Below are 24,144 nucleotides of genomic sequence, written 5' to 3' on the forward strand. Positions count from 1 at the left end.
ATCGTGGGTAGATCATGGAGCGACAATTCCTCCGGGGGGAGGTTTCGCCGTGCCTGCAGGAGGAACCGCACGATGATCGAGACAGTTCGCCGCGCACTGCGCTGGCGGTGGCCGTGGATGGTGCTCGTGCTCGTGCCCGTCGCGGTCGTGGGCATCTGGTGGGTCGAGGCCCAGCCGACCCGCGCCGAGGCCGTCAGCGTCGTCGGCGTGACCCCGGCGTCGGTGGAGTACGCCAACCCCGACCTGGTGCAGCTCACCGTCAACCGGTACGCCGTGCTGCTCGCCTCGCCCACGGGGCTGCAGGGGGTCTCCGACGACACCGGCATCGACGTCGACGAGCTCGAGCGGGCGGTCTCGGTCGAGTCCAGCCTCGACTCGGCCAACCTGCGCATCGTGGTCGACGCCGCCACCGAGGAGCGCGCCGAGGAGATCGCCGACGCGGTCGCCGCCCACGCCCGGGTGCTCGGCGCCGACGACGACGCCACCGACGTCTCGGTGCTCTCCCCCGCCGTCGTCCAGGCCCCGCCGCTCACCGCCTCCAAGCGCGTGCTCGAGGCCGTGCTCCTGCTCATCGCCCTCGTGGTCGCCCTGGGCGCCGCCTGCGCCGTGGAGCTGGCGCGCCCCCGCATCCGCACCGGCGGCGACGCCGAGGCCGCCACCGGCGCGATGGTCGTGGCCGGCATGCGCCGCTTCCCCCAGCCCGGCCTGCTGCGGCGCAACGTCGTCAGCGACGACGAGGTGCTGCGGGCCGCGCGCGCCCTGCGCACCGGCCTGCTGGCCAGCGAGCGCAGCGCGCCGAGCGGCCCGATCTGCGTGCTCGGCAGCGAGCTCGGCGCCGGCGGCACCACCATCTCCTTCCTGCTCGCCCGCTCGGCCAGCGACGCCGGCGAGGCCGTGCTGCTGATCGACGGCGACCTCGAGGGCACGGGCCTGAGCAAGCACCTGCTGCTCCCCCAGGACGTCGGCCTCGACGACGTGCTCGCCGGGCGCGCCGACCTCGAGGCCGCCATCGACCGCGAGGGCCGCGTGCCCGTCGTCGGCACGCGCCGCAAGCTCGGCTCCGACGCCCTCACCGAGCGCCGCCTCGGCGAGGTGCTCAAGGAAGCCGCCGGCTCCTGGGAGCGCGTGATCGTCGACGCCCCGCCGGTCGGCAGCCAGGGCGCCGACGTCGTCGGCCTCCACGCCGCGTCGGTGCTGCTGGTCGTGCCGCTCGGGGCGCCGGTGCACCGGGTGCGCCGCGCCGCGCGGCGCCTGGCCCGCCACGGCATCCCCGTGCGCGGCGTCGTGCTCAACCGTGCGCCGCGAGGGGTCGTGGAGTCGATGCGCACCGTCGCGACCGTCAGCCACGCCGATGGCTGAGCCGCGGCCCGCCACCACCGGCTCCACCGCGGCCCCCGGTCGCCGCTCGCCGCTGCGCCCGTCGCGCTCGACGGTGGTGCTGATGTACCACGGCTTCTGCACCACCCGTCGCGCCGACGACCCGGAGAACCTCTTCGTCGAGGTCGCCCGCCTCGAGGAGCAGATGACCTGGCTGCTGGCCCACGGCTGGGAGGCGCTCGACCTCGACGGCTACCGCGACGTGCGCGCCGGTCGCCGCTCGGGTCACCGCACCTTCCTGGTCACCATCGACGACGGCTTCGACTCCGTCGCCGACCTCGCCGCGCCGGTGCTGCACCGGCTCGGCGTGCCCGCGGTGCTCTTCGTGCCCTCGGGCCTGGTCGGCGCCACCGCCACCTGGCTGCCCGAGCCCGCCTCCAGCCCGCTGCTCCAGCCCGAGCGGCTGCGCGAGCTGCCGGCGCGCGGCGTCGAGATCGGCCTCCACGGACGCGACCACCGCGACCTGCGGGGCATCGACCCCGACGAGCTGCACCGCCAGACGGCGCTGGCCCGCGCCGAGCTCGCCGACTTCCTGGGCGCCCCGGCCGCGCGGTGCGTGCGGTCCTTCGCCTACCCCTACGGCGCCCACGACCGAGCCGCCCGCGACGCCGTCGCCGCGGCCGGCTTCCTGGAGGCCTTCTCGGTCTTCGACGACGCGGGGCCGATGGCGGTCTCCCGCGTCGACGTCAACGCCACCGACACCCTGCGCTCCTTCCGGGTCAAGCTGATGCCGCAGTACCGCCGCGCCTGGCGCGCCCTCGAGAGCGCTCCCGCCCTGCGCCGCCTGGTGCACAAGGTCAGCACCCGCACGCCCAACCGCACCCCCGACGGCCCGCCCGAGGCCGCGCCCACCGCCGTGCCGAGCGAGCCCCCCGTCGCCGAGGCGCCGGTCGCCGAGGCGCCGGAACAGGCGGCCTCGGAGCAGGCGGCCTCGGAGCCGACCCCGATCAGGCGCCCGCCGCGCACCGACGCCGCCCCCACGTCCACGTCCACGCACCGGACCACGACCCAGCGCGCAGCCTTCGCCTCCGCCCCCGAGCCCGACCCGTCGACCGGCACCACCCCGCCGGCCGACGGCAGGGGGCCCCGGGGATGACCACGCTGCTGCCGGCCGCGCCCGCGCGACCGGCCCGCGGACCGGCCTTCCTGGGGCCGCTCCGGCCCCTGGTGCCGCTCCTGCCCGCCGCGCTGACCACGCTGGCCTGCGTCGTGGGCTGCGTGGTCGGCGGGATCGCCGCCGGTCTGCTGCTGGCCGAGCTCGGCGTGCGCTTCGGCCCGGCCGCGGTGGTGGCGGTGGTCGTGGCCACCGGCCTGGCCGCGGTGGTGCCGCGCCGCCCCGAGACGATGCTCGCGGCGGTCGGGCTGACCCTGCCGCTGGGCCCCGTGCCGGTCGGCCCCGTCGAGGTCGTGCAGCTCACGGTGGCCTTCGCCGTGGTCGCCCTGCTGGGCCGCGCCGCGCTGACGCACGGGCTGCGGCTGCCGGCCCCCGCCCTGGCGGTGCCGCTGCTGGCGATGCTGCTCAGCGCCGCGCTGGCCACGCCGCTGGCCCGCGGCAGCGACGTGGCCTTCAGGCTCGACGTACAGCTGCTGCTGCTGGTGCTGCTCGCCGTGGCCGCCGCCAGCGCCCTGCGCAGCCGCCGGGCGCTGGTGCTCGTCACCGCCTCGACCGTGGCGGGCGGGGCGCTCGCGGCCGGCTGGGCGCTGGTGAGCTCCGGGCCCTCGACGACGTTCTACGGCGGCGCGGTCGTCAGCGGCCGCGCCCAGGGCGTCTTCTCCCAGCCCAACGAGCTCGGCCTCTTCAGCGCCGTGCTGCTCGTGGTGGCCATCGGCTTCGGCACCACCGCGACCTCGCGCCGCCAGCAGCTGCTGTGCCTGGTGGCCGGTGGGCTGCTGGCCGCGGCGCTGGCGCAGTCGCTCTCGCGCGGGGCCTGGATCGGGGCCGTCGCCGGACTCGTCACGCTGGCCCTGCTCAGCCCCCAGGCGCGCCGCCCGATCGGTGCGCTCTCCGGGGCCGCCCTCGCGGTCGTGGTGGTGCTCCAGCTCGCGGGCGCCGGCATCGCCGAGGCGCTGCTGGCCCGCCTCGACAGCGTGCTCAACGCCAGCGACAACCCCTACGACCAGCGTGGCCAGATCTGGGCCGAGGCGCTGCGCCAGCTCGCCGAGCGCCCGGTGACCGGCCAGGGCCCCGGCGGCTTCCCCTACGCCGCGCGCGGCCTGAGCGGGGAGGGCATCGTGCTGGAGATCGAGCACGCCCACAACCTCTTCCTCGCCGCGGCCAGCGAGTACGGCGTGCCGGGCCTGCTCGGCCTCCTCGCGCTCATGGCCGGTGTCGTGGTGACCGCGGTGCGCGCCACGCGGCTGCTGGCCGCCGGGCCGCACCCCCGCGACGCCGGCGTGCCCGTGGCCCTGGCCGCCGCCCTCGTGGCCGTGGTGGCCCACGGCATGGTCGACTACCCGCTGCGCAACGCCGCCGTGGTCACCACCGTCTTCCTCGTCGTGGCCCTGCTGGGCGCCTGGCACCTCCACGGGGCCGACGTCGCCGCGCCGCCCGCGCCCGACCCCGCCCGGGCGCCCGACCTCCACCTCGCCGACGTGCCGGTCGTGGCCGTGCACCCCAGCCTCGTGCCCACCCCGGCCGGTCGCGCCGCAGCCGCCGCCCGCGGCGCAGGGCACCCCGCGGCGCAGCGCCCGCGGGCCGCGGCGCAGCGCCCGCGGGCCGCGGCACGCTCCGGAGCGCGCCTCGCCGACCTCGCCGGCCGGGTGCGCGGCTCCGAGCGCCCCGACCTGCCCGGCGAGACCCGCGCCGCCGACCTGGCCGGCGTCGTGCGACCCGTCGAGCCGCGGCGCCCGACGCCCACCGCCCCCGACCTCCCGGCGACCGACCCCGGTGCCCGCCCCGAGCACGTCCGCGCCGGCAGCACCCGCGACACTGGAGCCGGTCAGGTCGACCTCGACCCGGCCCACCGCACGACCCGCACCCCCCTCCCGCCGCACCAGCCCACCCGCGCCCCGCGCAGCATGGAGGACTCCCGATGAGCAGCACCAGCACCGGCCCGACCGACCCGCTCGGGTCCGACGCCGGGTCGCGCGGTGGGCCGGTCACCGGGCCGGCCGCCGGGTCGAACGCCGGGTCGCACGCCGGGTCGGCCGCCGAGCCGGTCGCGACGCGTGGCGCCGCCGACCGCCCGGCCACTCCCCCGCTGCGGTGCGTGGTGGTGACGCCCTACGCGACCCTCGGCGGCTCGGAGCGCTGGCTGCTCGCGCTGCTCGACGGCGCCGCCGCCCGCCTCGACGCCGAGGTGTGGCTGCTCGAGGACGGTCCGCTGCGCGCCGAGCTCGAGCGGCGCGACGTCCCGACCCTCGTGCTGCCCACCGGCGCCGACGCCCGCTCGTTGGCCGCCCGCGGCGCCGACCTGGCGCGCCGCCTGCGCGCCGGCGACGCCGACGTGCTCCTCGCCAACGGCGTGAAGGCCGCGGCCGCCGCCGTGCCCGCCGCCCGGATGGTGGGCGTGCCCGTGGTGTGGGCCAAGCACGACTTCTCCTTCGACTCCACCCTGGCCCGCCCCCTCGGGGCGCTCGCCGACGCCGTGCTCGCCACCTCGGCCGCCGTTGCCGCGGCCACGGGCCGTGACGACGTCGCCCTGGTGCCGCCGCCGCGCCCGGCCCGCGAGCCCGCCTCGCGGCTGGAGGCCCAGGCCTTCTGGTCGGCCGCGGGCGCGCCGGTGCCGGCCGATGCCCCGGCCGCCGGGCGCCGCACCCTCGCGATGCTGACCCGCCTGGTGGCCTACAAGGGCGTCGACACCGCCATCGCGGCGCTGGCCGAGCCCGCCGCCGCCGGCTGGGACCTCCTCGTCGTCGGCCCCGACGACCCCTCCGAGCCCGGTGAGCGCGCCCGCCTCGAGGCCCTCGCCGCCGACCTCGGCGTGGCCGGACGGGTGCGGCTGGTGCCCGAGGTCGACGACGCGGGCCGCTGGCTGGCCGCAGTCGACGCCGTCGCCGTGCTCACCCGCAGCGCCGGGGCCTTCGGTCGCGAGGGCTACTCCCTCGTCGCGCTCGAGGCCCTCGCCGCCGGCGTGCCGCTGCTCGGGGGCCGCGGCAACCCCGAGGTCGAGCGGATGGCCGCCGCCGCGGGCCGGGTCGTGGCCACCGGTGACCCCGCGACGCCCGACGGGGCGCGGGCCGTCGCCGACGTGGCCCGGGGCCTCGCCGAGCTGGGCGACCCCGACGTACGCCGCGCGACGCGGCTGGGCGCCGAGCGCCTCCACACCGCCCACCCCGACGCCGCCACGTGCACCGCCCTCACCGTGGGCCTGCTGGCCGAGACCGCCGGTCGCCCCGGCGCCGGCCTGGCCCCGGCCGAGCCGGTCACGGTGCTCACCTGCTTCAAGGACGAGGCCGGACACGTCGACGGCGTGGTCGCCCGCGTGGTCGAGCAGCTCGGCCCCGACGACGAGTACCTCCTCGTCGACGACCACTCCACCGACGGCACGAGCGAGGAGCTGGCCGCCTGGGCGCGCCGCGAGCCCCGCATCCGCGTGCTGCCCGGCCCCGGGATCAACCTCTCCGCGGCGCGCAACCACGGCTTCGCCCACGCCGCCCACGCGGTCGTCGCCTGCACCGACGCCGGCGTCGAGCCCGCCCCCGGATGGCTCGACGCGCTGCGGACGCCCTTCGCGGAGCGGCTGCCCGCCGCGCCGAGCGACACAGCGGCAGCGGCCGACCAGGGCGGCCCCGCCAGCCCCCTCGGCCCCGACGCGGTGGCCTCCAGCGGCCGGGGCGTCGACCTCGTGGTCGGCGTCTACGAGGTCGACGGCGGCGACCCCTGGCGCGACGCCGCGCGGCTCGCGCTCTTCCCCGCGGTGGCCGAGGCACGCCGGCGCACCCCGCTCGTGCGGATGGCCGGCACGCTGACCGGTCGCCGCTTCGACGCCGCCCGCCTCGACGGACGCTCCATGGCCTGCACCGTCGAGGCCTGGAAACGGGCCGGCGGCTTCGACGAGTCCCTCTACTCCTCCGAGGACGCGGTCTTCGGCTCGGCGGTGCGCGCCGCCGGCGGGCGCAGCGTGCTCGCCCTCGACGCGTGCGTGACCTGGGCCCAGTCGGGCCGGATCGGCGAGACGGCCGCGATGTACCGCAAGTACGGCGAGTGGGGCGGGCGCGCCGGCTCCTGGCCGCTGGTCAGCCGCGACCTCGTGCGCGGCTCGGCCTACCTCGTCGCCCCCGTGCTCGCCGTGCGCGGCGGCGCCGCGACCCGCGCGCTGCTGGCCCTGGGAGCACTGGGCTACCTCGCGGTGCCGCTCAGCCGCGCCCGGGCCGAGCACGCCGACCCCGCCACGGTGGCCCTGATGCCCCTCGCGCTCGCCCTCAAGGACGTCGCCAAGGCCGTGGGCTGCGCCCGGGGCAGCCTCGGCCGGCTGCGAGGGGACCGCGCGTGACCTCACCGCACCCGCCGGCCCCCGCGAGCGGCCCGGCCGGCCCCGACGAGCCCCCGGCAGACACGTCGGGCGACACCCCGACCGAGACCCCGGCCGAGACCCCGACCGACACCTCGGGCGACACCCCGTCACCGACCTCGGGCGTCGGCGAGCTCAGCCGCCGGGCGGCCCTCAACACCGCCGTGCGCAGCGTGGCCGAGATCCTCGGCAAGGTGGCGACCCTGGCCTGGACGGTCGCGGCCGCCCGCACCCTGAGCACCGAGGACTTCGGTGCCATCTCCTACGCCCTGACCCTCATGCTGCTGCTCAGCTCGGTCGCGGCGTGGGGCTTCGACGCCGGCCTGGTGCGCCGCGGCGCCGCCGAGCCCGACTCCCTGCCCCGGCTCTACCGCGCCACCCAGGTCGAGAAGACCGGGCTCGGGCTGGTCGTCTTCTCCGTCGCCTCCCTGGTGGCGGTGCAGTCACGCGCCGACACCGGCACCTGGGTGGTGATCGTGCTCATGGTGCTGGCCGGCTTCCCCGAGATGTGGAGCCAGAGCGCCCGCGGTGCGGCCGCCGTGCGGCAGAGCGCCGCGGCGGTCTCCAGCGCCCTGGTCGTGCAGCGGCTGGTCACCGCCGTGGTCATCGTCGCCGCCCTGGCCCTCGGCCTCGGACCGGTCGGCGTGGCGTCGGGCTTCCTCGTCGGCACCCTCGCGGGCTGGGGCGCGCACGTGCTCGCCGTACGCCGCCTCGACCTGCACACCCGCACCCGCGAGCTGACCCGCGAGGACCTCGCCGCGGCGGCCTCGGGCACCTTCCTGCTCGGGGTCTCCAGCCTCGTGCTGATGCTGCTCTTCCGCCTCGACGCCGTGCTGCTGGCCGCGCTCAAGGGCGACGAGGCGGTGGCGGTCTACTCGGTGGCCTACCGGCTGCTCGAGACGGTCCTCTTCGTCACCCACGCCATCAACCAGGCCGTGCTGCCCGTGCTCAGCTCGACCTCCTCGACCCTGCGCCGCCGCAACGCCTTCGAGCGGGGCGTGGCCGTGGCCGGCTTCGTCTACCTGCCCTTCGCCGTGGTCTGCGTCGTCGAGGGCGAGCGGGTGCTGCGGCTGCTCTTCGGGGCGCCCTACGGCGAGGCCGCGGCCCCCGTGCTGGCCTGGCTGGCGCCCGCGCCGATGCTCTTCGCGATCGCCTTCTTCGGCAACTCCCTCATGCTGGCCCAGCAGCGCAACCGGCTGCTGCTGGCCTCCTCCGTGCTCGCCCTGGTCGTCAACACCGGGCTCAACCTGGCCCTCATCCCGGCCTACAGCGGGGTCGGCGCCGCGATCGCCACCAGCGTGGCCTACCTCGCCCAGAGCCTGCTGGTCGTCTACGTCGTGCGCGACCTGGAGGACCGCCCCCGCCTGCTCCAGCCGCTGACCTCGGCCGCCCTGGGCGGCGTCGTGCTCCTCGGCGTGCTGCTGGCCCTCGACCTGCCCGTGGTGGTCGAGCTCGCCCTCGGCGGCGTGGTCTACCTCGCGGTGTGGGCGCTGGTCTCGCGGCGCCTGGCCCCCGACCAGTACGCCATGGTCGCCGGCGTCGCCCGGCGGGTCGCGCGCCGGTGAGCGGCCGCTACGCGCGGGTCCGCCGGCCGCGGCGGGCCCTGGTCTCGACCGACCTGCCCTGGCCGGCGCTCTTCCTCGGCGAGCAGCTCTCCCACGCCCTCAACCACGGCCTGCCCGCGCACCGGCGCAGCGGGCCGCTCGCCGCCGCGGTCGGACGCCGCGGCCTGCCCGCCCCCGCCGTCGCCTCCCTGGTCGCCCGGCTGCCGCACCGCCCCGCCCCGGCCACCGACGCCGTGCTCGACGCGGTGCGGGAGGCCTGGCCGACCCTCGTCGCGGCCGCCGGTGGCGCCGGTGGCGGCGGTGGCGATGGCGGGGCGCCCCGCCCCGGACGTCTCGCCGGTGACGCTCCCGCGCGGCTGGCCGCGCTCGAGGTCGACCGCTCGGGGCGCCGCTTCGTCTTCGTCTTCGCCGACGACCCCCACCCGCTGCTGGTGCTCAAGTCGCCCGACGCGACGGCCGACGGCGCCGCCGAGGCCGAGGCCCTCACCCGCGCCGCCGCGCTCGGTCTCGCCCCCCGCTGCCTGGGCCGCATCGCCGGGCTGGAGGCCCAGGAGGGGCTCACGGGCCGGCCGCTGTGGGTGCGGCCACCCGGGCGTCCCGGCTGGAGCGGCGCCTACACCGACGCCTACGCCTCGCTGGGGGCCGGCCTGGAGCGGCTCGCCTCCGCCACCGCGGTGCCCGGCGGGCCCGACCGGCTGCTCGCCGACGCCCAGCCCGCCCTGCCGCTGGTGCGCTCCCCCCGCACCCGGCTGCTGGTCGAGGCGGCGCTGCGCGACGTACGCCGCCTCACCCACCGCAGCCTCCAGCACCACGACCTCTCGGCGCAGAACTGGCTGGTGCGCGACGACGCGCTGGTCGGGCTCGTCGACTGGGACACCGCGATGCTCGACGGCGTGCCCGGCCACGACGCCCTGCACGCCGCGGTGTCGCTGCTCGAGCACGGCGTCGGCCTGCGCTCCCGCTCGCCCGAGCGGGTGCTGAGCACCTTCACCCGCGCCTGGCACGAGGAGCCGCTGCTCGCCCAGGCCCGGCGAGCCCACCGTGCCTGCCTGGTCGCCGCCACCGGCTCCGAGGCCCTCGCCGACCGTCTCGCCGAGCCGCTCCAGCTGGCCTTCTTCGCCCGCCGGCTGGGCTGGGTCGCCGTCGGCGACGGCCACGCCGCCCTCGACGTCGACACCGCCGAGCGCATGCTCGACCACGTCGCCCGCGGCTGAGGGTGCGCCGCCCGCGCCCCGTCTTACCGACCGTTGCGACCACTGGCTGACAGTCCTGACGGTCGGCCAGTGGTCGCAACGATCAGTAGGACGCCCCGCCGAGCGGGCCCCTCAACGGGCGGCGGCCGGCTCCGACACCGCGGCCCGCTCCTCGGCGGCGACCTCGCGGTGGTGGCGGCGCACGAGGGCGGCGCGCACGGCCACCCGGCCCCGGGCGGTGCGGGCGTGGGCGATGCTCTCGATCATCGGCTCGCGGGTGGCGAAGCGGCCCTTGTAGCCCTCGTCGCCGCGCAGGAAGCGGAACTCGCGCAGCCCCGACTCCAGGGCGGCGCGGATGATGCGCACCATGAGCACGAAGCCGACCGACTCGTGGTCGTGGTCGGGGTCGCGGCCCAGCTGGTAGCAGTACGACGCCCCCGCGAACTCGAAGACCAGCGCCGTGGCCACCGGTCGGCCCGCGATCTCCAGGAACCACAGCCGCAGCCAGCCCTGGGCCAGCGCGGCACGGGCGAAGGCCGCGGTGAAGCCGCCCTGCCGCTCGTCGAGCAGCGGGCTCTCGCCCTCCCAGCGGCGCGCGTGCAGGTCGAAGAGCGTGGCCAGGTCGGCCTCGATGGTCTCCGCGGTGGCCAGCCGGTAGGTGACGTCGTGGGCGTCCTCCAGCTTGGCGGTCTTGCGGCGCATCTGGGCGCGCAGGTTGCGGCTGCGCGAGGCGAGGAAGGACTCCCAGTCGTCGTGCTCCACGAGGTCGACCACCGGGCTGACCTCGCTGCTGACCTGACGTCCGCCGAGCGGCTGCCACCACGGCTCGTCGAGCGGCATGTCCTGGAGCAGCACCACGTCGGCGCGGACCCGTCCGCCCTCGAGGGCCTCGCGCAGCAGCGCCTGGGCGCGCGGGCGGTGCTCGGGGGCGCAGACGGGGCCGAGCTGGTCGGCCGGGCCGTGGCCGATGAAGCGGGCCTGGCGCAGCACCCGGCCGGTGACCACCAGCGGCAGCACCACCGTGGGGTCGGCGAGGTCGTCGCACAGCACGTCGGCCTGCGCGCCGTCGCCGTAGAAGTCCCACCAGCACGACGCCCAGGTGTGGGTGGCGAAGAGGTTGCCGGCGTCGTGCGCCAGACGGTTCCACGCGGCCGGGGAGGGGCCGGCGGTCAGAGGCATGCGCGGAGTCTAGGGTCCGCGCGACCCCGCCGTGGGTCGTTGAGCCTTTACCCGGACCACCGGGGTGAGGTGCGCCCCGCTCGGGCGGCGGGCGCTCTACCCGCGGCCCGACCGGCCGCGGCTCCTGCCTAGGCTTGCCCGATGCGCACGGCAGCGGCACCCGACCTCGGCGCGGTGCGCCGGCTGCAGGGAGCGGCCACCTCGGTGGTGCAGGACGCCGAGTGGCTCGAGAGCTGCGCCGCCGTCTTCGCCGAGCCCCGCCGCACCCGCGTCGTCGCCGTCGACGGCGCGGTGGCCGTGCTCGCCCACGGCGGGCCCCGCGCCCCGTGGTGGGAGGTGCCCGGCGCGGTCGAGGTCACCGAGCCCGTCGACGTGCTCGCCGCCGACGCCGACGCCGCCGCCCGGCTCGCCGAGGCCCTCGCCGCGCAGGCGCTGCCGCTGATGCTGCGACGGGTGCCGCGCGACTCCCCCGTCGTCGACGCGCTCGAGCGGGCCTACGGACCCCGCGCCGTGCGGGTGCGGCGCGACGGGCCCGGCACGCCGTACGTCGACCTCGCGGGGCTGGACGCGCCCGACGCGGTGCTCAACCCCGGGCGCCGCTCCGACCTGCGCCGGGCCCGCCGCCGCGCCGAGGCCCTCGGGCCGCTCGGCGCGCAGGTGCACGCGCCCGGGCCCGGGGAGGTCGACGCACTGCTCGACGCCGCCCTGGCCGTGGAGCTGCGCAGCTGGAAGGCCCCGGCGGGCACCGCCCTGCTGCGCGACCCGGTGCGCGAGGGGTTCTACCGCCGCTACGCCCGGGCCGCGGCCGGCGCCGGCGTGCTGCGCGTGGCGCTGCTGCACGTGGGCGACGACCTCGCCGCGATGCAGCTGGCCGTGGAGCGCCACGGGGCGCTGTGGCTGCTGAAGATCGGCTACGACGAGGCCTTCGCCCGGGTCTCCCCGGGCCAGCTGCTCCTGGCCGAGGTGATCGGCTGGAGCCTGGGGCGCGGCCTGGAGCGCGTCGAGATGCTCGGCCAGGAGGAGGCGTGGACGCGGGTGTGGACCCCCCACGTGCGTCCCCACGTGCAGCTCGGGCTCTTCCCGCGCTCGTCGCGCGGACTGGCCGCGCTCGGGGTCGGCGCGGCCCAGCAAACCCGGCGTCGGGTCTCCGACCGGCTCGCCCGCGGCTGAGCCGCCGGGTCGCCGAGGGCGCCGCGGGCGGTGTCGCGACGCGTGCGACACGGCGTCGGGCGAACCTCGGCGTACCTCTTGAACTGTGACAGTACCGCTGTCACAGTAGGGCGTGCAGGCACCGTCCCGACCCCCGAGAGGCCGCCCCATGAGCACCGCCAGCTCCATCTACGAGACCGAGCACGACGACTTCCGCGCCATGGTGCGCTCCTTCATGGAGAAGGAGGTCGTGCCCTTCCACGAGCAGTGGGAGAAGGACGGCCAGGTCAGCCGCGAGGTGTGGACCAAGGCCGGCGCGCAGGGCCTGCTCTGCTTCGACGTCGACGAGCAGTACGGCGGCATGGGCATCCAGGACTTCCGCTACAACATGATCGTCGCGGAGGAGATCTCCAAGGTCGGCGCGAGCGGGCTCGGCTTCCCCGTGCACACCGACATCATCGTCCCCTACATCTCCTCCCTCGGCACCGAGGAGCAGAAGCAGCGCTGGCTGCCCGGCCTGGTCAGCGGCGAGCTGATCTCCTCGGTCGCGATGACCGAGCCCGGCGCCGGCTCCGACCTGCAGGGCATCAAGACCTCCGCGGTCGACAAGGGCGACCACTACGTGCTCAACGGGTCGAAGACCTTCATCTCCAACGGCATCATGAGCGACCTGGTCATCGTCGTCGCCCGCACCGACCCCGACGCCGGCCACCAGGGCATCAGCCTGCTCGTCGTCGAGCGCGGCATGGAGGGCTTCGAGCGCGGCCGCAACCTCGACAAGATGGGCCTCAAGGCCCAGGACACCGCCGAACTGTTCTTCGACAACGTCATCGTGCCGAAGGAGAACCTGCTGGGCGAGGAGGGCCAGGGGTTCATCTACCTCATGGTCAACCTGCCCCAGGAGCGGATCTCCATCGCCGCCATCGCCGTCGCCGCCTGCGAGCACGTGCTCGACCTGTGCCTGTCCTACGCCAAGGAGCGCGAGGCCTTCGGCCGCCCGATCGGGAAGTTCCAGCACAACCGCTTCCTGCTGGCCGAGATGGCCACCGAGGTCCACATCGCGCGCGTCTTCGTCAACGACTGCGTCATGCGGCTCAACGCCGGCGACGTCGACACCTCGCTGGCCTCGATGGCCAAGTGGTGGACCACCGAGCTGCAGAAGAAGCTGGTCGACCAGGGCGTGCAGCTGCACGGCGGCTACGGCTACATGATGGAGTACCCCATCGCCAAGGCCTACGTCGACAGCCGCATCCAGACCATCTACGGCGGCACCACCGAGATCCAGAAGGAGATCGTCGGGCGCTCCCTCGGCATCTGAGCCACGCACGCCGGCGTCGGCCCCGTCACGACGGGGGTGTCGCCGGCGTCTGCTTGGGTGGAGCCCCACGTCTCGGAGGTCCCCCGTGCCCCTCGCTCCTCCCCGCGCCCCACGCCGCTCCCGGCGCCCCGGCGCCGCTCTCGTCGTCGGTCCCGTCGTCGGTGTGGTCGCCGGTGTCGTCGTCTCCAGCCTGCTGCTCGGCGGTCTGCTGCCGGCCGGCCCGGGGGTCGCGGCCGCCCCGTCGACGGCCTCGGCGACGGCGGCCGACCGCCCGGCCCACGCGTCCGCCGAGGTCCGCCGGGCCCCGCGGCACAGCCTGGAGGAGCGGATCGACCGGCTGCCGCACGTCGTGGGCGTGAGCCGGCGCGGGCCGCGCGTGCTCGACGTACGGTTCCGCCAGCCGGTGGACCACACCGTGCGCGGCGGGCCGACCTTCGTGCAGCAGGTCGTGGTCACCCACCGCGGCGTGGGTCGGCCCACCGTCGTGACGACCAGCGGCTACTCGCTGCCCGGGCCCGACCCGACCGAGCCCACGCGCCTGGTCGACGGCAACCAGGTCGGCTTCGAGCACCGCTTCTTCGGGCGCTCGCGCCCCACCGACCTCAGCCCCGAGTCGTGGCGGACCTACCTCACCCTCGAGCAGGCCGCCGCCGACGAGCACCGCATCATCGCCTCGCTGCGCCGGCTCTACCCGCGCCCGTGGCTGAGCACGGGCGTCTCCAAGGGCGGCATGGCCGCGGTCTACCACCGCAGGTCCTACCCCGACGACGTCGCCGGCACGATCCCCTACGGCGCGCCCGACGACGTCGTCGACACCGACGACGCCTACAGCGACTTCCTGGACCGGGTCGGCACGAGCGCGGGCTGCCGCGACCGGCTCGTGGCCCTGCAGCGGGCCGTGCTGGTGCAGCGCGAGGCGCTGGCGCCCCGGTTGGCCGACCTCGGCCCGACGAAGATCCTGGGCGGGCCCGACCGGGCGCTGGAGTTCCTCGCCACCGACCTGGCCTTCGGCTTCTGGGCCTACCGCGGGCAGGAGGCCTGCCCGACGCTGCCCCGCGACCCCGCCGCCCTGGGCCCGCGACGGCTGTGGGCCGAGGTCACCGAGGTCGCGCCCCCGATCGCCTACGTCGACCCCGTCCTGCGCACCTACGCGCCCTACTACGTGCAGGCCGCCACCCAGCTGGGCTCGCCCCAGCTCGACGAGTCGGCCCTGGCCGACCTCCTGCGCCACCCCGGCGCCAACACCGCCGCGGAGCTGGTGCCGCGACGGCTGCGCCCGCTCGCGCTCGACCCCAGCGCCATGCCGGCGGTCGACGCGTGGGTGCGCGAGGAGGCAGAGCGCATGCTCTTCGTCGACGGCGGGGTCGACCCCTGGCACGCCGAGCCCTTCAGCTGCGGCGACGACCCGGCCGCGGCCGCAGCCCGTGCCTGCCTCACCACGGCCGTGCCCGGCGGCACCCACGGCGCCCCGATCGCCGACCTCCCCGATGCCGAGCGCGACCGGCTGGTGCGCACGCTCCGCCGGTGGGCCGGCCTGACGACCTCGAGCGCCGACCTCGCCCCGCGGGGCTGGGCCGTCGCCGACGACGGCCCCACCCCTGCCCGCCTGAGGGGCCTCGCCCCGGCGCGGGTCCTGCGGTGAGCACCGGCCCCGAGCTGTGGGTGGCCGCCACCGACGAGCTGGGCGCCGCGGAGCTGACCGCGCTGCGCGCGCTGTGGCACGACGCCTTCGACGGCGACTTCGCCGACACCGACGCCGACCACGCGCTCGGCGGCGTGCACGTGCTGGCCCACCTCGACGGGGTCCTGGTCGGCCACGCCAGCGTGGTGCCCCGCAGCATCCTGGTCGGCGAGGGCGACGCGCTCACCGTGTGGGACGCGGGCTACGTCGAGGCCGTCTGCACGCTGGGCCCGGTCCGCGGCCGCGGCGTGGGGCGCGCCGTGATGCGCACCCTGCAGGAGGAGCTGGTCGCCCGCCACGACCTGGGCGTGCTGAGCACCGGGGTGCCGCTGTTCTACGAGTCGCTGGGGTGGCGCTCCTGGCGCGGCCCGTCGTACGTCGTGCGCACGGGCGGGCGCGAGCGCACCCCCGAGGACGACGACGGCCTCATGGTGCTCGTCGTCGACCCCGACCGCCCGCTCGACCTCACCGCGCCCATCGCCTGCGAGGAACGCCCCGGCGACGACTGGTGACGGCACCGCGCGCGGCGGCCTGCCGTCGTCTGCGCAACCAGCGCAATTGCGTGCGGGCGACCGCGGCCGCCGCAGAGGTTTGCGCGGTCCGTGCCAGGTGTGGGGCCCGTCGTCTGCGCAACCAGCGCAATTGCGCGCGCCCGACCGCGGCCGCCGCAGAGGTTTGCGCGGTCCGCGCCACGCGCAGGGCCCGAGGTCTGCGCAAGTAGCGCAATTGCGCGCGCCCGACCACCGCCACCGCAGAGGTTTGCGCGGTCCGCGCCACGCACAGGGCCCGAGGTCTGCACGAGCAGCGCAATTGCGCGCGCCCGAGCACCGCCACCGCAGAGGTTTGCGCTGTCCGCGCAGTGCGGGGGCCGCGGGCGCTCGGCGGCCGGGTCAGCCGACGACGGCGTCGCCGACGATCAGCCACGTGCCGTCGGTGGGCTGCAGGGTGAGTCGGCGCACCTCGCTCTGCTGGCCGCCTCCGGAGGAGTAGGTCAGCGACACGTCGACGGTGCGGCCCGAGCCCGACGTGCCCGTCACGGTGACGGCGTCGATGCTCGACCAGAAGGACGCGTAGTCGTCGTAGCTGCCGACCCGGGCCTGCAGCTGCGGCGAGAGGGCCGGCCAGGTCTGGGACGGGTCGCCGGGCAGGGCTGCGTAGTAGGACTGCACGAAGGCGGCCGGGCTGCTGCTCGGGGCCTGGTCCGCGGGCGTCGGCCTCGGGGTCGGCGTCGGCGTGGGAGTCGGGGTCGGAGTCGGCGTGGGGGTCGGCGTCGGCGTGGGCGTCGGGGTCGGCGTGGGGGTCGGCGTCGGAGTCGGCGTGGCCGAGCGGTCCCGCGCGTTACCGTCGCCGGCGCCGTTGCCGGTGCGGGCGGAGGCCTGCTCGGCGCGCCCGGCCTCGTCGACGCCGTCGTCGCCGACGACCAGCGCGACCGCTCCGCCGGCCAAGGCCAGCACGAGGAGCACGACCGCGGCGACGAGCCACGGCGCCCGACGCCGCCGCGAGCCGTCGTACGAGGCCCCGGCCGGGGTCGGCGCCGGGACGGGCACCGGGGCCACGGCGGGCACGGTCCTCGTGGCGACCGCCTGGGTCGCGATCACCTGTGTGGCGTCGGCCCGAGCGGCGCCGGCGGGCACGGCGCGACCGGCGGCCAGCGCGCGCAGCGACTCCGCCGCCTCGGGCATGCTCGGGCGACGGGTGGGGTCGGGGTCCATCATCTGCTCGATCACGGGGCCCAGGGCCTGTGCGCGCTGCGGCGGCGGGGGCGGGCCGTCGGCGATGCGGGCCAGCACCTCGAGCGCGCTGCCCTCGCCGTAGGCACGGCGGCCCTCGACCGCGGCGTAGAGCGTGGCGCCCAGGGCCCAGACGTCGGCGGCGGGCGTGGGGTCGTCGCCGCGCGCCAGCTCGGGCGCGAAGTAGGCGGGGGTGCCGAGCACCAGACCGGTGCCGGTGAGCTGGTCGTCGCCGGCGGTGCGGGCGATGCCGAAGTCGGAGATCTTGGCCGTGCCGTCGGAGGTCACCAGCACGTTGCCGGGCTTGACGTCGCGGTGCATCGTGCCGCGGGCGTGGGCCGCGGCGATGCCGTCGGCCACCTGGGCGCCGATCGCCGCCGCACGCCGGGGCGTCAGCGGACCGTCCTGGTCGACGACCTCGGTGAGGTTGCGCGACGCGACGTACTCCATCACCAGCCACACCTCCCCGCCGTCCTCGACCGCGTCGAGCACCGAGACGACGTTGCGGTGGTTGAGCGCGGCGGCCGAGCGGGCCTCCCTCAGCGCGCGGGCGCCGTCGACTGCGACGCCCGGCAGCGCTCCCGCCCTCTTCACCGCGACGTCGCGGCCCAGGGTCTCGTCGTGGCACAGCCAGACCGCGCCCATCCCTCCACGGCCGATCTCGCGCACGATCCGGTAGCGGCCTGCGATGGGGTCCGGCGTCATCTGGCTCCTTCGTCGGGCCCGGGGCCCGGGGTCTGTCGGCGCGGCAGGGGTCTCCCCGACGCGTGGTCGACTATCCAGTGCACCACAGGCCGCCAAGCACGACGACCACCCCTGAGGGTGCCGCCTTACGGTGTATGTCACATCGTCCGGGGGCCTCAGCCTCCCACCCAGTACGCCGGCGGGTCCTCCCCGACCCGGCCGTCGACGGCCTCGCGCAACAGGTCGGCGTGGCCGGTGTGGCGGCCGTACTCCTCCAGCAGGTCGCACAGCAGCCGGCGCAGGCTGGCGTGCCGCCCCGCGTCGTCGGCCATCGCCACCTCCTGGTCGAGCCCGCCGGCGGCCAGAGCGGCGGCCAGGCGGACGCGCGAGCGCGCGATGGCGCCGTCGTAGAGCGCGTAGAGCACCGCGGGCGACTCGTCGGCGGCGGACGCGAAGGACCAGTCGTCGGCGGGCGGCGCGGTCATCCCGGCGAAGTAGGCGTCCCAGGTCGGACCCAGCGGGTCGTCGGACAGGCGACAGGCGAAGACGTCGTCCTCCACCAGGGCCAGGTGCTTGAGCAGGCCCCCCAGCGTCATGGCCGAGACGCCCACCCGGGCGGACAGCCCGGCGGCGTCGAGACCACCGGCCTTCCAGCGGAAGGTCGCCCGCAGCCGGTCGAGCGACCCGACGAGGTGGTCGACCTCGTCGCCGGCCAGCGGGATCTCCCAGGGCATCGCGGCAGCGTCGTGTCGGTCCATGGCCACACGCTAGGCCCGGGCACCGACGTCCGTCGCTAGCCTGCCGGCATGGCCCACTCCCCCGACGACGAGCGGACGCTGCTCGCCGACGCCCTCGACCGCCAGCGCGAGGAGGTCGTCGCCGTCCTCGACGGCCTCGACGACGACGAGGCCCGCGCGCGCCTCGTGCCGTCCGCGACCACGCCGCTGGGCCTGGTCAAGCACCTGACCTTCGTGGAGCGGGTCTGGTTCCACTCACGGGTCGCCGGTGTGCCGCGCGCCGCGCTCGGTCTCCCCGACACCGTCGACGAGAGCTTCGTGATCGACGAGGAGGACACCGTCGCCTCGGTGCGCGCGACCTACCTCGCCGCCTGCGAGCGCTCGCGCGAGATCGTGGCCGGTCGCGACCTCGACGAGACCTACTCCTCCCACCACGGCGAGACCAGCCTGCGGGCGGTGCACCTGCACCTGCTCACCGAGCTGGCCCGCCACGCCGGGCACGGCGACATCCTGGTGGAGCTGCTGCGCTCCCAGCGCTGAGCCGCCCGAGCAGCAGGCGCCCGTGTCACGCGGGGAGGACCGCCAGGCCCTCCCCGCCCCCGGCCGGCTCGGACGCCGGGGCCGCGAGCGGCACCGCCGACGACAGCACCGAGGGCATCACCAGGGGCAGCACCACGGTGACCGTGGTGCCGACGCCCGGCGCCGAGTCGACGCCGACCCGACCCCCGTGCAGCTCCACGATGGCCTGGACGATCGACAGCCCCAGACCCGTGCCCTGGATGGCGCGGAGGTTGGCCTCGGCCGAGCGGAAGAAGCGGGTGAAGAGCTGGGCCTGCTCCTCCTGCGCGATACCGATGCCCGTGTCGCTGACGACCACCACGTGCTCGTCGGCCCCCGGCTCGACCGCCACGGTGACGGCGCCCCCGTCGGGGGTGAACTTCAGCGCGTTGCTCACCAGGTTGGTCACCGCCCGCTCCAGCTTGCCCGCGTCGCCGCCGAGCAGGACCGGGCCGGGCGGCAGGTGGAGCGCCACGTCGAGCGAGCGCTCGGGCACGCAGTCCACGACCGCCGCCGCGGCGCGCGCCACGACGTCGCGCAGGTCGAGGGACTCGACCTGGAGCCGCACGGTCGCCTCCTCGACGCTGGAGAGCATCAGCAGGTCCTCCACGAGCGCCGACAGCCGGCGCGAGTTGCTGCTGATCCGGGTGAGCACGGCGCGCTGCGGCCCGGTGAGCTCGCCGACGTCGCCGTCCTCCAGCACCTCGGCGAAGCCCAGGATGCTGGTGATGGGGGTGCGCAGCTCGTGGCTGACGGTGGCGACCAGCTCGGTCTTGGTGCGCTCCAGGGAGCTGAGCCGCTCCACCGCCTCGCGCTCGGCCTCGAGGGTGGCCAGCAGCGAGCGGTGGGCGCGCTCGCGGTCGGTGACGTCCTCGGCCGTGGCGAGGTAGCCGGTCAGTCCGCCCACCGAGTCGGGCACCGCGGTCAGCGTCATCCGCAGGATGCGCTCCTCCTCGCCGCGCCGCACGCGCCAGTGGGCGTCGCGCACCCCCTGGGCCACCGAGGCCCGGCAGATGTCGGCGAAGACCGGCGCCGCCCCCACGGCGTCGGCGTGACGGCGCAGCTCCGCCTCGGTGAAGAGGGCGTCGGGCCGGCAGCCCACGACCTCGTCGGCGCGGCGACCGAAGACCGCGGCGGCGCCGGGGTTGAAGAGCGTGACCGTGCCGTCGGCCGCCGTCGCCACCACGGCGGTGCCGGTGGCGGCGTCGACGAGCCGGATCATCGTCTCCCGCTCCTGCTCGGCGCAGGCGGTGGCCACCCGCTGCTGGGTGACCATCACTGAGAGCGGGAGCAGGATCAGCCCGCAGTCGAGCAGGAAGAGCTGGAGGACCCCCAGCGACACCTCCGGCGGCAGGTCGAGCAGCGCACCTGCCGCGGCGACCGGCCCGAGGCCGGCCGTGGTCAGGGTCGTGCTGACCACCGCCACCACCACGAGCACCACCATCGACTCGCGCAGGCTGCCGCGGAAGGCGTGCCAGGTGAACATCGGCATCACCGCGAAGATCAGCTGCGGCAGGTCGGTGGGCACGAAGACCGCCACCGTCGTGCCGACGGTGAGCGCGAGCTGCACCGCCCTCTCACCCGTCGAGGCCAGCGCCTGGAACTCCAGCTTGTCGAGGAAGAGCGGCACCAGCACGACCGCGGCCGCGGCGTGGGCGCCCGCCGCGGCCAGCGCCACGCGCCACGTGCTCTCGACCGGGCCCCCGGTGAGCAGCAGCGTCGCGACCCAGCCCGCCCCGGCGACGGCGGAGCCGACGGCGATGGCCCCGATCATGCGCGAGACGTCGCCCTGGTCGCGCAACCGTGCGCGCCCGTCGGGGCGGCGGGCGACGAGCAGGGTCTCGGTGACCACGGCCCCGAGCACCGTCGAGACGGCGAGCCCGAGCGAGACCCGCCCGCCCGCGCCGTCGAGCAGGTGGGCGAGCACCAGGAGGCCGAGCAACGCACCGACGACGTGCGGCCTACGTCGCGGCGGCGTCGTGAGGTAGAGCCCGGCGGCCAGCCCGGCCGGGGGCCAGACGGTCGGGGTCAGGCTCCCGGCCGCCACGGTCTGCATCCCCGCGAGGGCCCCGAGGAGCACCGCGAGGAGCAGCAGGACCCGGCGCGGCGTGCCGTGGGTGACCGGGCCGGCGGGTGCGAGGCGCGCCCGAGAGCGTCGCGCACTGGTCGTGGACATGGTGCCTCCGTGTGCTCGCCCTGCCGCGTCGCTCAGGGGGGTCGACGCACTCAGCGTCCGCGGTCACCGGTGGAGCCCGTACGGCGCCACCCCGCGGGGGCTCCCCCTCCGATCGGCCGGTCGGGCCGCGGGTCGATCAGCCGGGTGGCGGGCGCCGCGCACCCGCTGGCGCACCCGCTGGCCCACCCCGCTGCGCGGCCGGCTCGTGGGCCCGGGCTAGGTCGTCGGCCCGGCTCCCGGCGTACAGCCCTGGCGCGGGGTGCGGACGATCCCCCGGACCCGTCGCGACCGGGCCCAGGCGAGCACGCTGTCGCGCCGCAGCGAGGGCCCCCGCCCGGTGCGCTGCTCGACGTGGCCCGCGGCCACCGCCTCCCACAGCGCGTGCTCGGTGCAGTCGGCCAGGTCGACGGCCTCCCGCCACGACACCCACCCCCGCCGCTCGGCGGCGTCGGCGCGCACGTGGGCGGCGTCGAAGACCCACCGTCCGTCGCGCTGCTCGGCGGGGATCCTCCCCCGCCGCGCCAGCCACACCGCCTGGCTCCGCGTCAGGCCGAGCACCTCGGCCGCCTGCCTGCTGTCGATCCACTCCCGAGAAAGCACCCGAGAATGATTCCGCGCCACGGGCGCCGGACCGCACCGCAGCAGCGCCGGATCGCGGCAGGTCCTGCACCACCTGGCGCGACCGGTCGAGGAGGACGCGGCGGGCTCCGCGCCCGCCGCGCGGGCACCGCGGGCCCGGCGCCGTCGGACCTCCGCGCGGCGCTGGCGACGCCGCCGCCGTCGGGCTGCCATCATCAGCCGATGAGCACACGATCCAAGGACGCTCCGTCGAGCGAGGAACGCCGCGCGGAGGTCATCGACCGCGCCATCGGCTGGCTGGAGGACCTCCTCTACGTCGTCATCGCCGTCGTCCTCGCCCTCTGCGCCACGGCCCTGGTGGTCGACCTGGCCCGCGGGGTGCCCGACCTCTTCTCCACCGGTGGTCAGGCACCCGTGCTCGAGGTGCTCGACGCCGTCCTGCTGGTCTTCATCGTCGTGGAGCTGCTCTTCGCCGTGCGTGCGACGGTCGCCCGCCGCGAGCTGGTCGCGGAGCCCTTCCTGATCGTGGGCATCATCGCCTCGATCAAGGAGATCGTGGTCGTGTCGGTCAAGGCCGCCGACGCCACCGGCAAGGGCGACGTCTTCCGCGACGACGTGACCCTCATCGGCGTGCTCGGCGTGCTGACCCTGCTGCTCGCGGCCGCGGCCTACCTGCTGCGGCGCAAGGAGCGCGAGCCCGACGAGGGCCGCGAGGACGACGACGCCGTGGAGGACAGCACCGCCTCGCCCGACAGCGAGCAGCGTGCGTCCTGACCCGGGACGACGAGCGCCGGGTCACTCGGGTCAGACGTTGAAGCGGAACTCCACCACGTCGCCGTCGGCCATGACGTAGTCCTTGCCCTCCATGCGCACCTTGCCGGCCTCCTTGGCCTTCTGCATGGTGCCGAGCTCCATGAGGTCGTCGAAGGAGACGATCTCGGCCTTAATGAAGCCGCGCTGGAAGTCGGTGTGGATCACGCCGGCGGCCTCGGGGGCGGTGGCGCCCTTCGGGATCGTCCAGGCCCGGGTCTCCTTGGGGCCGGCGGTGAGGTAGGTCTGCAGGCCGAGGGTGTCGAAGCCGACGCGGGCGAGCACGTCGAGGCCGGGCTCCTCGACGCCCATCTCCTCGAGCATGGCGCGGGCCTCGTCGTCGTCGCCGAGCTCGACGAGCTCGGACTCGAACTTGGCGTCGAGGAAGATCGCCTCGCTGGGGGCGACCAGGGCGCGCATGCGGTCCTTGAGCTCCTCGTCGGCCAGCTCGTCGGCGTCGCAGTTGAAGACGTAGATGAAGGGCTTGGCGGTCAGCAGCGACAGCTCGCGCACGAGTGCGCGGTCGACCGTGGTGTCGATGACCGGGGTGCCGGCCTCGAGGTGGCCGAGGGCCTCCTTGGCGGCCTCCAGGTTGGCGGTGACGGCCTTGTTGCCGCGCGCCTCCTTCTCCAGGCGCGGGATGGCCTTCTCCACCGTCTGCAGGTCGGCCAGGATCAGCTCGGTCTGGATGGTGGAGATGTCGTTGCCGGGGTTGACCTCACCGTCGACGTGGGTGACGTCCTCGTCGCGGAAGACGCGGGTGACCTGGCAGATCGCGGCCGACTCGCGGATGTGGGAGAGGAACTTGTTGCCCAGGCCCTCGCCCTCCGAGGCGCCGCGCACGATGCCGGCGATGTCGACGAACTCCACCGTCGCGGGCAGCACCTTGGCCGAGGAGAAGACCTCGGCCAGCCGGGCCAGGCGCCCGTCGGGCACCCCCACCACGCCGACGTTGGGCTCGATGGTGGCGAAGGGGTAGTTCGCCGCGAGGACGTCGTTCTTCGTCAGGGCGTTGAAGAGGGTCGACTTGCCCGCGTTGGGGAGACCGACGATGCCGATGGTGAGTGCCACGGGCGGAAACTCTACGGGCGGGCGACGACCCGGCCGCAATCGCGCCCGGGCCGGGCCGTCGCGCCCCCGGCCGGGCCGGGGCGTGCCCGGGGCCGGCCCGGCGCAGGCCCGGCGCGGGGTCGGCGCGGGCCCGGCGCAGCTCAGAGCCGGGTCAGCGCAGGTCGACCTGCTCGTTGTCGCCCTCGATGCGCGAGCCGGTGAGCTTGGCCTTGACCAGGTTGGTCAGCGAGATGATCGTGCTGCCGCCCGGCGCCGACCAGTACTCCGCGGAGTCGGGGGTGACCTCGACGAGCACGTTCTCGGGGTTCTCCGGGCCGCCCTCGAGCCAGGAGTCGGTGAAGCTGCTCCACAGCTCCTTGAGCTTGGTCTCGTCGTTGACGACCGAGGCGGTGCCGGCCACCGAGACCCAGGAGCCGTTGTTGGAGTAGGACACGTTGACCCGGGAGTCGGCCACGAGGGCCTGGACCTTGTCGGAGCCGCGCTCGGCGATGAAGTAGAGGGTGCCGTCGAAGTCGACGTCCTGGGTGGCCATCGGCTTGCTGAGCAGCTTGCCGCTGGGGTCGAGGTAGGTCAGCATCGCGACCTTCGAGTCCTTCAGCAGCTCGACGACGCGCTGCTCCTGCTCGCTCGTGCTCTGGTCGTGGGCGCTCATGGTGCCTCCTGGGGATCGTGGGGCGGGCAGGTCCTGCCCGCCCCTCGAACGTACGTCGCCCCCGCGGCCCGCACCCTCACCCCGACGGGCCCCGCCCGGCCCGCCCGGTCGGCCCGCCGACCCGCCCGTCGACCGCCCATCCGACCGGGTGGTCCCGCCCGGTGTGGCACCAGTCACACTGGGCGCAGCAGGGCCGGCGTACGTCGGCCACGCCCAGCCGCTCGGAGGCACG

General features: G+C 76.2%; 19 protein-coding genes. 12 read left to right on the forward strand and 7 right to left on the reverse strand.

The window, feature by feature from the left end; translation table 11 throughout:
• The first annotated feature begins 72 nt into the window (after window positions 1-72).
• From ASF50_RS12865 to ASF50_RS12890, 6 genes are read left to right on the forward strand one after another with little or no spacing between them, the layout of a single operon-like run.
• Window positions 73-1,359, forward strand: coding sequence for a hypothetical protein (locus ASF50_RS12865; RefSeq protein ID WP_156697679.1), 1,287 nt, complete (start codon window positions 73-75; stop codon window positions 1,357-1,359).
• On the forward strand, window positions 1,352-2,473 hold the full coding sequence (locus ASF50_RS12870) for a polysaccharide deacetylase family protein (protein WP_056904695.1): 1,122 nt from the start codon (window positions 1,352-1,354) through the stop codon (window positions 2,471-2,473). The genes ASF50_RS12865 and ASF50_RS12870 overlap by 8 nt, the downstream gene beginning before the upstream one ends.
• Complete coding sequence (locus ASF50_RS12875; protein ID WP_056904696.1) at window positions 2,470-4,413, forward strand: O-antigen ligase family protein; 1,944 nt, start codon at window positions 2,470-2,472, stop codon at window positions 4,411-4,413. Before ASF50_RS12870 ends, ASF50_RS12875 begins: the two co-directional genes overlap by 4 nt.
• Window positions 4,410-6,812 carry a glycosyltransferase gene (locus ASF50_RS12880; protein ID WP_056904697.1) on the forward strand — a complete coding sequence of 801 codons (2,403 nt, stop codon included), beginning with the start codon at window positions 4,410-4,412 and terminating at the stop codon, window positions 6,810-6,812. The genes ASF50_RS12875 and ASF50_RS12880 overlap by 4 nt, the downstream gene beginning before the upstream one ends.
• Window positions 6,809-8,395, forward strand: a complete 1,587-nt coding sequence (locus ASF50_RS12885) for a flippase (RefSeq protein ID WP_056904698.1) — start codon at window positions 6,809-6,811, stop codon at window positions 8,393-8,395. Before ASF50_RS12880 ends, ASF50_RS12885 begins: the two co-directional genes overlap by 4 nt.
• Window positions 8,392-9,609, forward strand: coding sequence for a phosphotransferase (locus ASF50_RS12890; RefSeq protein WP_056904699.1), 1,218 nt, complete (start codon window positions 8,392-8,394; stop codon window positions 9,607-9,609). The genes ASF50_RS12885 and ASF50_RS12890 overlap by 4 nt, the downstream gene beginning before the upstream one ends.
• 111 nt (window positions 9,610-9,720) lie before the next feature.
• Here the strand turns inward: ASF50_RS12890 and ASF50_RS12895 are convergent, their stop codons facing one another.
• Complete coding sequence (locus tag ASF50_RS12895; RefSeq protein ID WP_056862243.1) at window positions 9,721-10,767, reverse strand: GNAT family N-acetyltransferase; 1,047 nt, start codon at window positions 10,765-10,767, stop codon at window positions 9,721-9,723.
• Window positions 10,768-10,908: 141 nt separating this feature from the next.
• Here ASF50_RS12895 and ASF50_RS12900 point away from each other — a divergent pair, with 141 nt between their 5' ends.
• From ASF50_RS12900 to ASF50_RS12915, 4 genes are all read left to right on the forward strand, one after another.
• On the forward strand, window positions 10,909-11,937 hold the full coding sequence (locus ASF50_RS12900; RefSeq protein WP_056904700.1) for a GNAT family N-acetyltransferase: 1,029 nt from the start codon (window positions 10,909-10,911) through the stop codon (window positions 11,935-11,937).
• A 148-nt stretch (window positions 11,938-12,085) separates the two neighbouring features.
• Window positions 12,086-13,234, forward strand: a complete 1,149-nt coding sequence (locus ASF50_RS12905) for an acyl-CoA dehydrogenase family protein (RefSeq protein ID WP_056904701.1) — start codon at window positions 12,086-12,088, stop codon at window positions 13,232-13,234.
• Between the two features lie 85 nt (window positions 13,235-13,319).
• Window positions 13,320-14,876, forward strand: a complete 1,557-nt coding sequence (locus ASF50_RS12910; protein WP_082503158.1) for a S28 family serine protease — start codon at window positions 13,320-13,322, stop codon at window positions 14,874-14,876.
• Entirely contained in the window at window positions 14,873-15,427 is a 555-nt protein-coding gene (locus ASF50_RS12915) for a GNAT family N-acetyltransferase (RefSeq protein ID WP_056904703.1), read from the forward strand. Before ASF50_RS12910 ends, ASF50_RS12915 begins: the two co-directional genes overlap by 4 nt.
• A 378-nt stretch (window positions 15,428-15,805) precedes the next feature.
• Here the strand turns inward: ASF50_RS12915 and ASF50_RS12920 are convergent, their stop codons facing one another.
• The gene (locus ASF50_RS12920) at window positions 15,806-17,350 is read right to left on the reverse strand and encodes a serine/threonine-protein kinase (RefSeq protein ID WP_056904704.1); all 1,545 of its coding nucleotides are present in this window, start codon (window positions 17,348-17,350) and stop codon (window positions 15,806-15,808) included.
• Window positions 17,351-17,505: 155 nt separating this feature from the next.
• Window positions 17,506-18,087, reverse strand: coding sequence for a DUF664 domain-containing protein (locus ASF50_RS12925; protein WP_056904705.1), 582 nt, complete (start codon window positions 18,085-18,087; stop codon window positions 17,506-17,508).
• A gap of 48 nt (window positions 18,088-18,135) precedes the next feature.
• Here ASF50_RS12925 and ASF50_RS12930 point away from each other — a divergent pair, with 48 nt between their 5' ends.
• On the forward strand, window positions 18,136-18,606 hold the full coding sequence (locus ASF50_RS12930; RefSeq protein ID WP_056862236.1) for a DinB family protein: 471 nt from the start codon (window positions 18,136-18,138) through the stop codon (window positions 18,604-18,606).
• Between the two features lie 25 nt (window positions 18,607-18,631).
• On the opposite strand, the gene ASF50_RS12935 is transcribed toward ASF50_RS12930, so the two are convergent.
• Together ASF50_RS12935 and ASF50_RS19030 are read right to left on the reverse strand one after the other, a co-directional pair.
• Window positions 18,632-20,800 carry a PAS domain-containing sensor histidine kinase gene (locus ASF50_RS12935; protein ID WP_056904706.1) on the reverse strand — a complete coding sequence of 723 codons (2,169 nt, stop codon included), beginning with the start codon at window positions 20,798-20,800 and terminating at the stop codon, window positions 18,632-18,634.
• 216 nt (window positions 20,801-21,016) lie between these two features.
• On the reverse strand, window positions 21,017-21,400 hold the full coding sequence (locus ASF50_RS19030; RefSeq protein WP_156718273.1) for a helix-turn-helix domain-containing protein: 384 nt from the start codon (window positions 21,398-21,400) through the stop codon (window positions 21,017-21,019).
• Between the two features lie 201 nt (window positions 21,401-21,601).
• On the opposite strand from ASF50_RS19030, the gene ASF50_RS12945 reads away from it, so the two are divergent.
• Window positions 21,602-22,153: a phosphate-starvation-inducible PsiE family protein gene (locus ASF50_RS12945; protein ID WP_156718274.1), complete on the forward strand. Its 552-nt coding sequence runs from the start codon at window positions 21,602-21,604 to the stop codon at window positions 22,151-22,153.
• A 30-nt stretch (window positions 22,154-22,183) separates the two neighbouring features.
• Here the strand turns inward: ASF50_RS12945 and ychF are convergent, their stop codons facing one another.
• Window positions 22,184-23,260, reverse strand: a complete 1,077-nt coding sequence (gene ychF, locus ASF50_RS12950) for a redox-regulated ATPase YchF (RefSeq protein WP_056904708.1) — start codon at window positions 23,258-23,260, stop codon at window positions 22,184-22,186.
• 151 nt (window positions 23,261-23,411) lie between these two features.
• Entirely contained in the window at window positions 23,412-23,912 is a 501-nt protein-coding gene (locus ASF50_RS12955) for a pyridoxamine 5'-phosphate oxidase family protein (protein ID WP_056904709.1), read from the reverse strand.
• Window positions 23,913-24,144 lie beyond the last annotated feature (232 nt).

The sequence above is a fragment of the Nocardioides sp. Leaf307 genome (assembly GCF_001423135.1).
Classification (GTDB): domain Bacteria; phylum Actinomycetota; class Actinomycetes; order Propionibacteriales; family Nocardioidaceae; genus Nocardioides; species Nocardioides kribbensis.

Bases quoted from the DNA above. Each gene is read 5' to 3' on its own strand.
- ASF50_RS12865 (WP_156697679.1), top strand. From the start codon at position 73: ATGATCGAGACAGTTCGCCGCGCACTGCGCTGGCGGTGGCCGTGGATG.
- ASF50_RS12870 (WP_056904695.1), top strand. From the start codon at position 1,352: ATGGCTGAGCCGCGGCCCGCCACCACCGGCTCCACCGCGGCCCCCGGT.
- ASF50_RS12875 (WP_056904696.1), top strand. From the start codon at position 2,470: ATGACCACGCTGCTGCCGGCCGCGCCCGCGCGACCGGCCCGCGGACCG.
- ASF50_RS12880 (WP_056904697.1), top strand. From the start codon at position 4,410: ATGAGCAGCACCAGCACCGGCCCGACCGACCCGCTCGGGTCCGACGCC.
- ASF50_RS12895 (WP_056862243.1), bottom strand. From the start codon at position 10,767: ATGCCTCTGACCGCCGGCCCCTCCCCGGCCGCGTGGAACCGTCTGGCG.
- ASF50_RS12900 (WP_056904700.1), top strand. From the start codon at position 10,909: ATGCGCACGGCAGCGGCACCCGACCTCGGCGCGGTGCGCCGGCTGCAG.
- ASF50_RS12905 (WP_056904701.1), top strand. From the start codon at position 12,086: ATGAGCACCGCCAGCTCCATCTACGAGACCGAGCACGACGACTTCCGC.
- ASF50_RS12920 (WP_056904704.1), bottom strand. From the start codon at position 17,350: ATGACGCCGGACCCCATCGCAGGCCGCTACCGGATCGTGCGCGAGATC.
- ASF50_RS12925 (WP_056904705.1), bottom strand. From the start codon at position 18,087: ATGGACCGACACGACGCTGCCGCGATGCCCTGGGAGATCCCGCTGGCC.
- ASF50_RS12930 (WP_056862236.1), top strand. From the start codon at position 18,136: ATGGCCCACTCCCCCGACGACGAGCGGACGCTGCTCGCCGACGCCCTC.
- ASF50_RS12935 (WP_056904706.1), bottom strand. From the start codon at position 20,800: ATGTCCACGACCAGTGCGCGACGCTCTCGGGCGCGCCTCGCACCCGCC.
- ASF50_RS12945 (WP_156718274.1), top strand. From the start codon at position 21,602: ATGAGCACACGATCCAAGGACGCTCCGTCGAGCGAGGAACGCCGCGCG.
- ASF50_RS12955 (WP_056904709.1), bottom strand. From the start codon at position 23,912: ATGAGCGCCCACGACCAGAGCACGAGCGAGCAGGAGCAGCGCGTCGTC.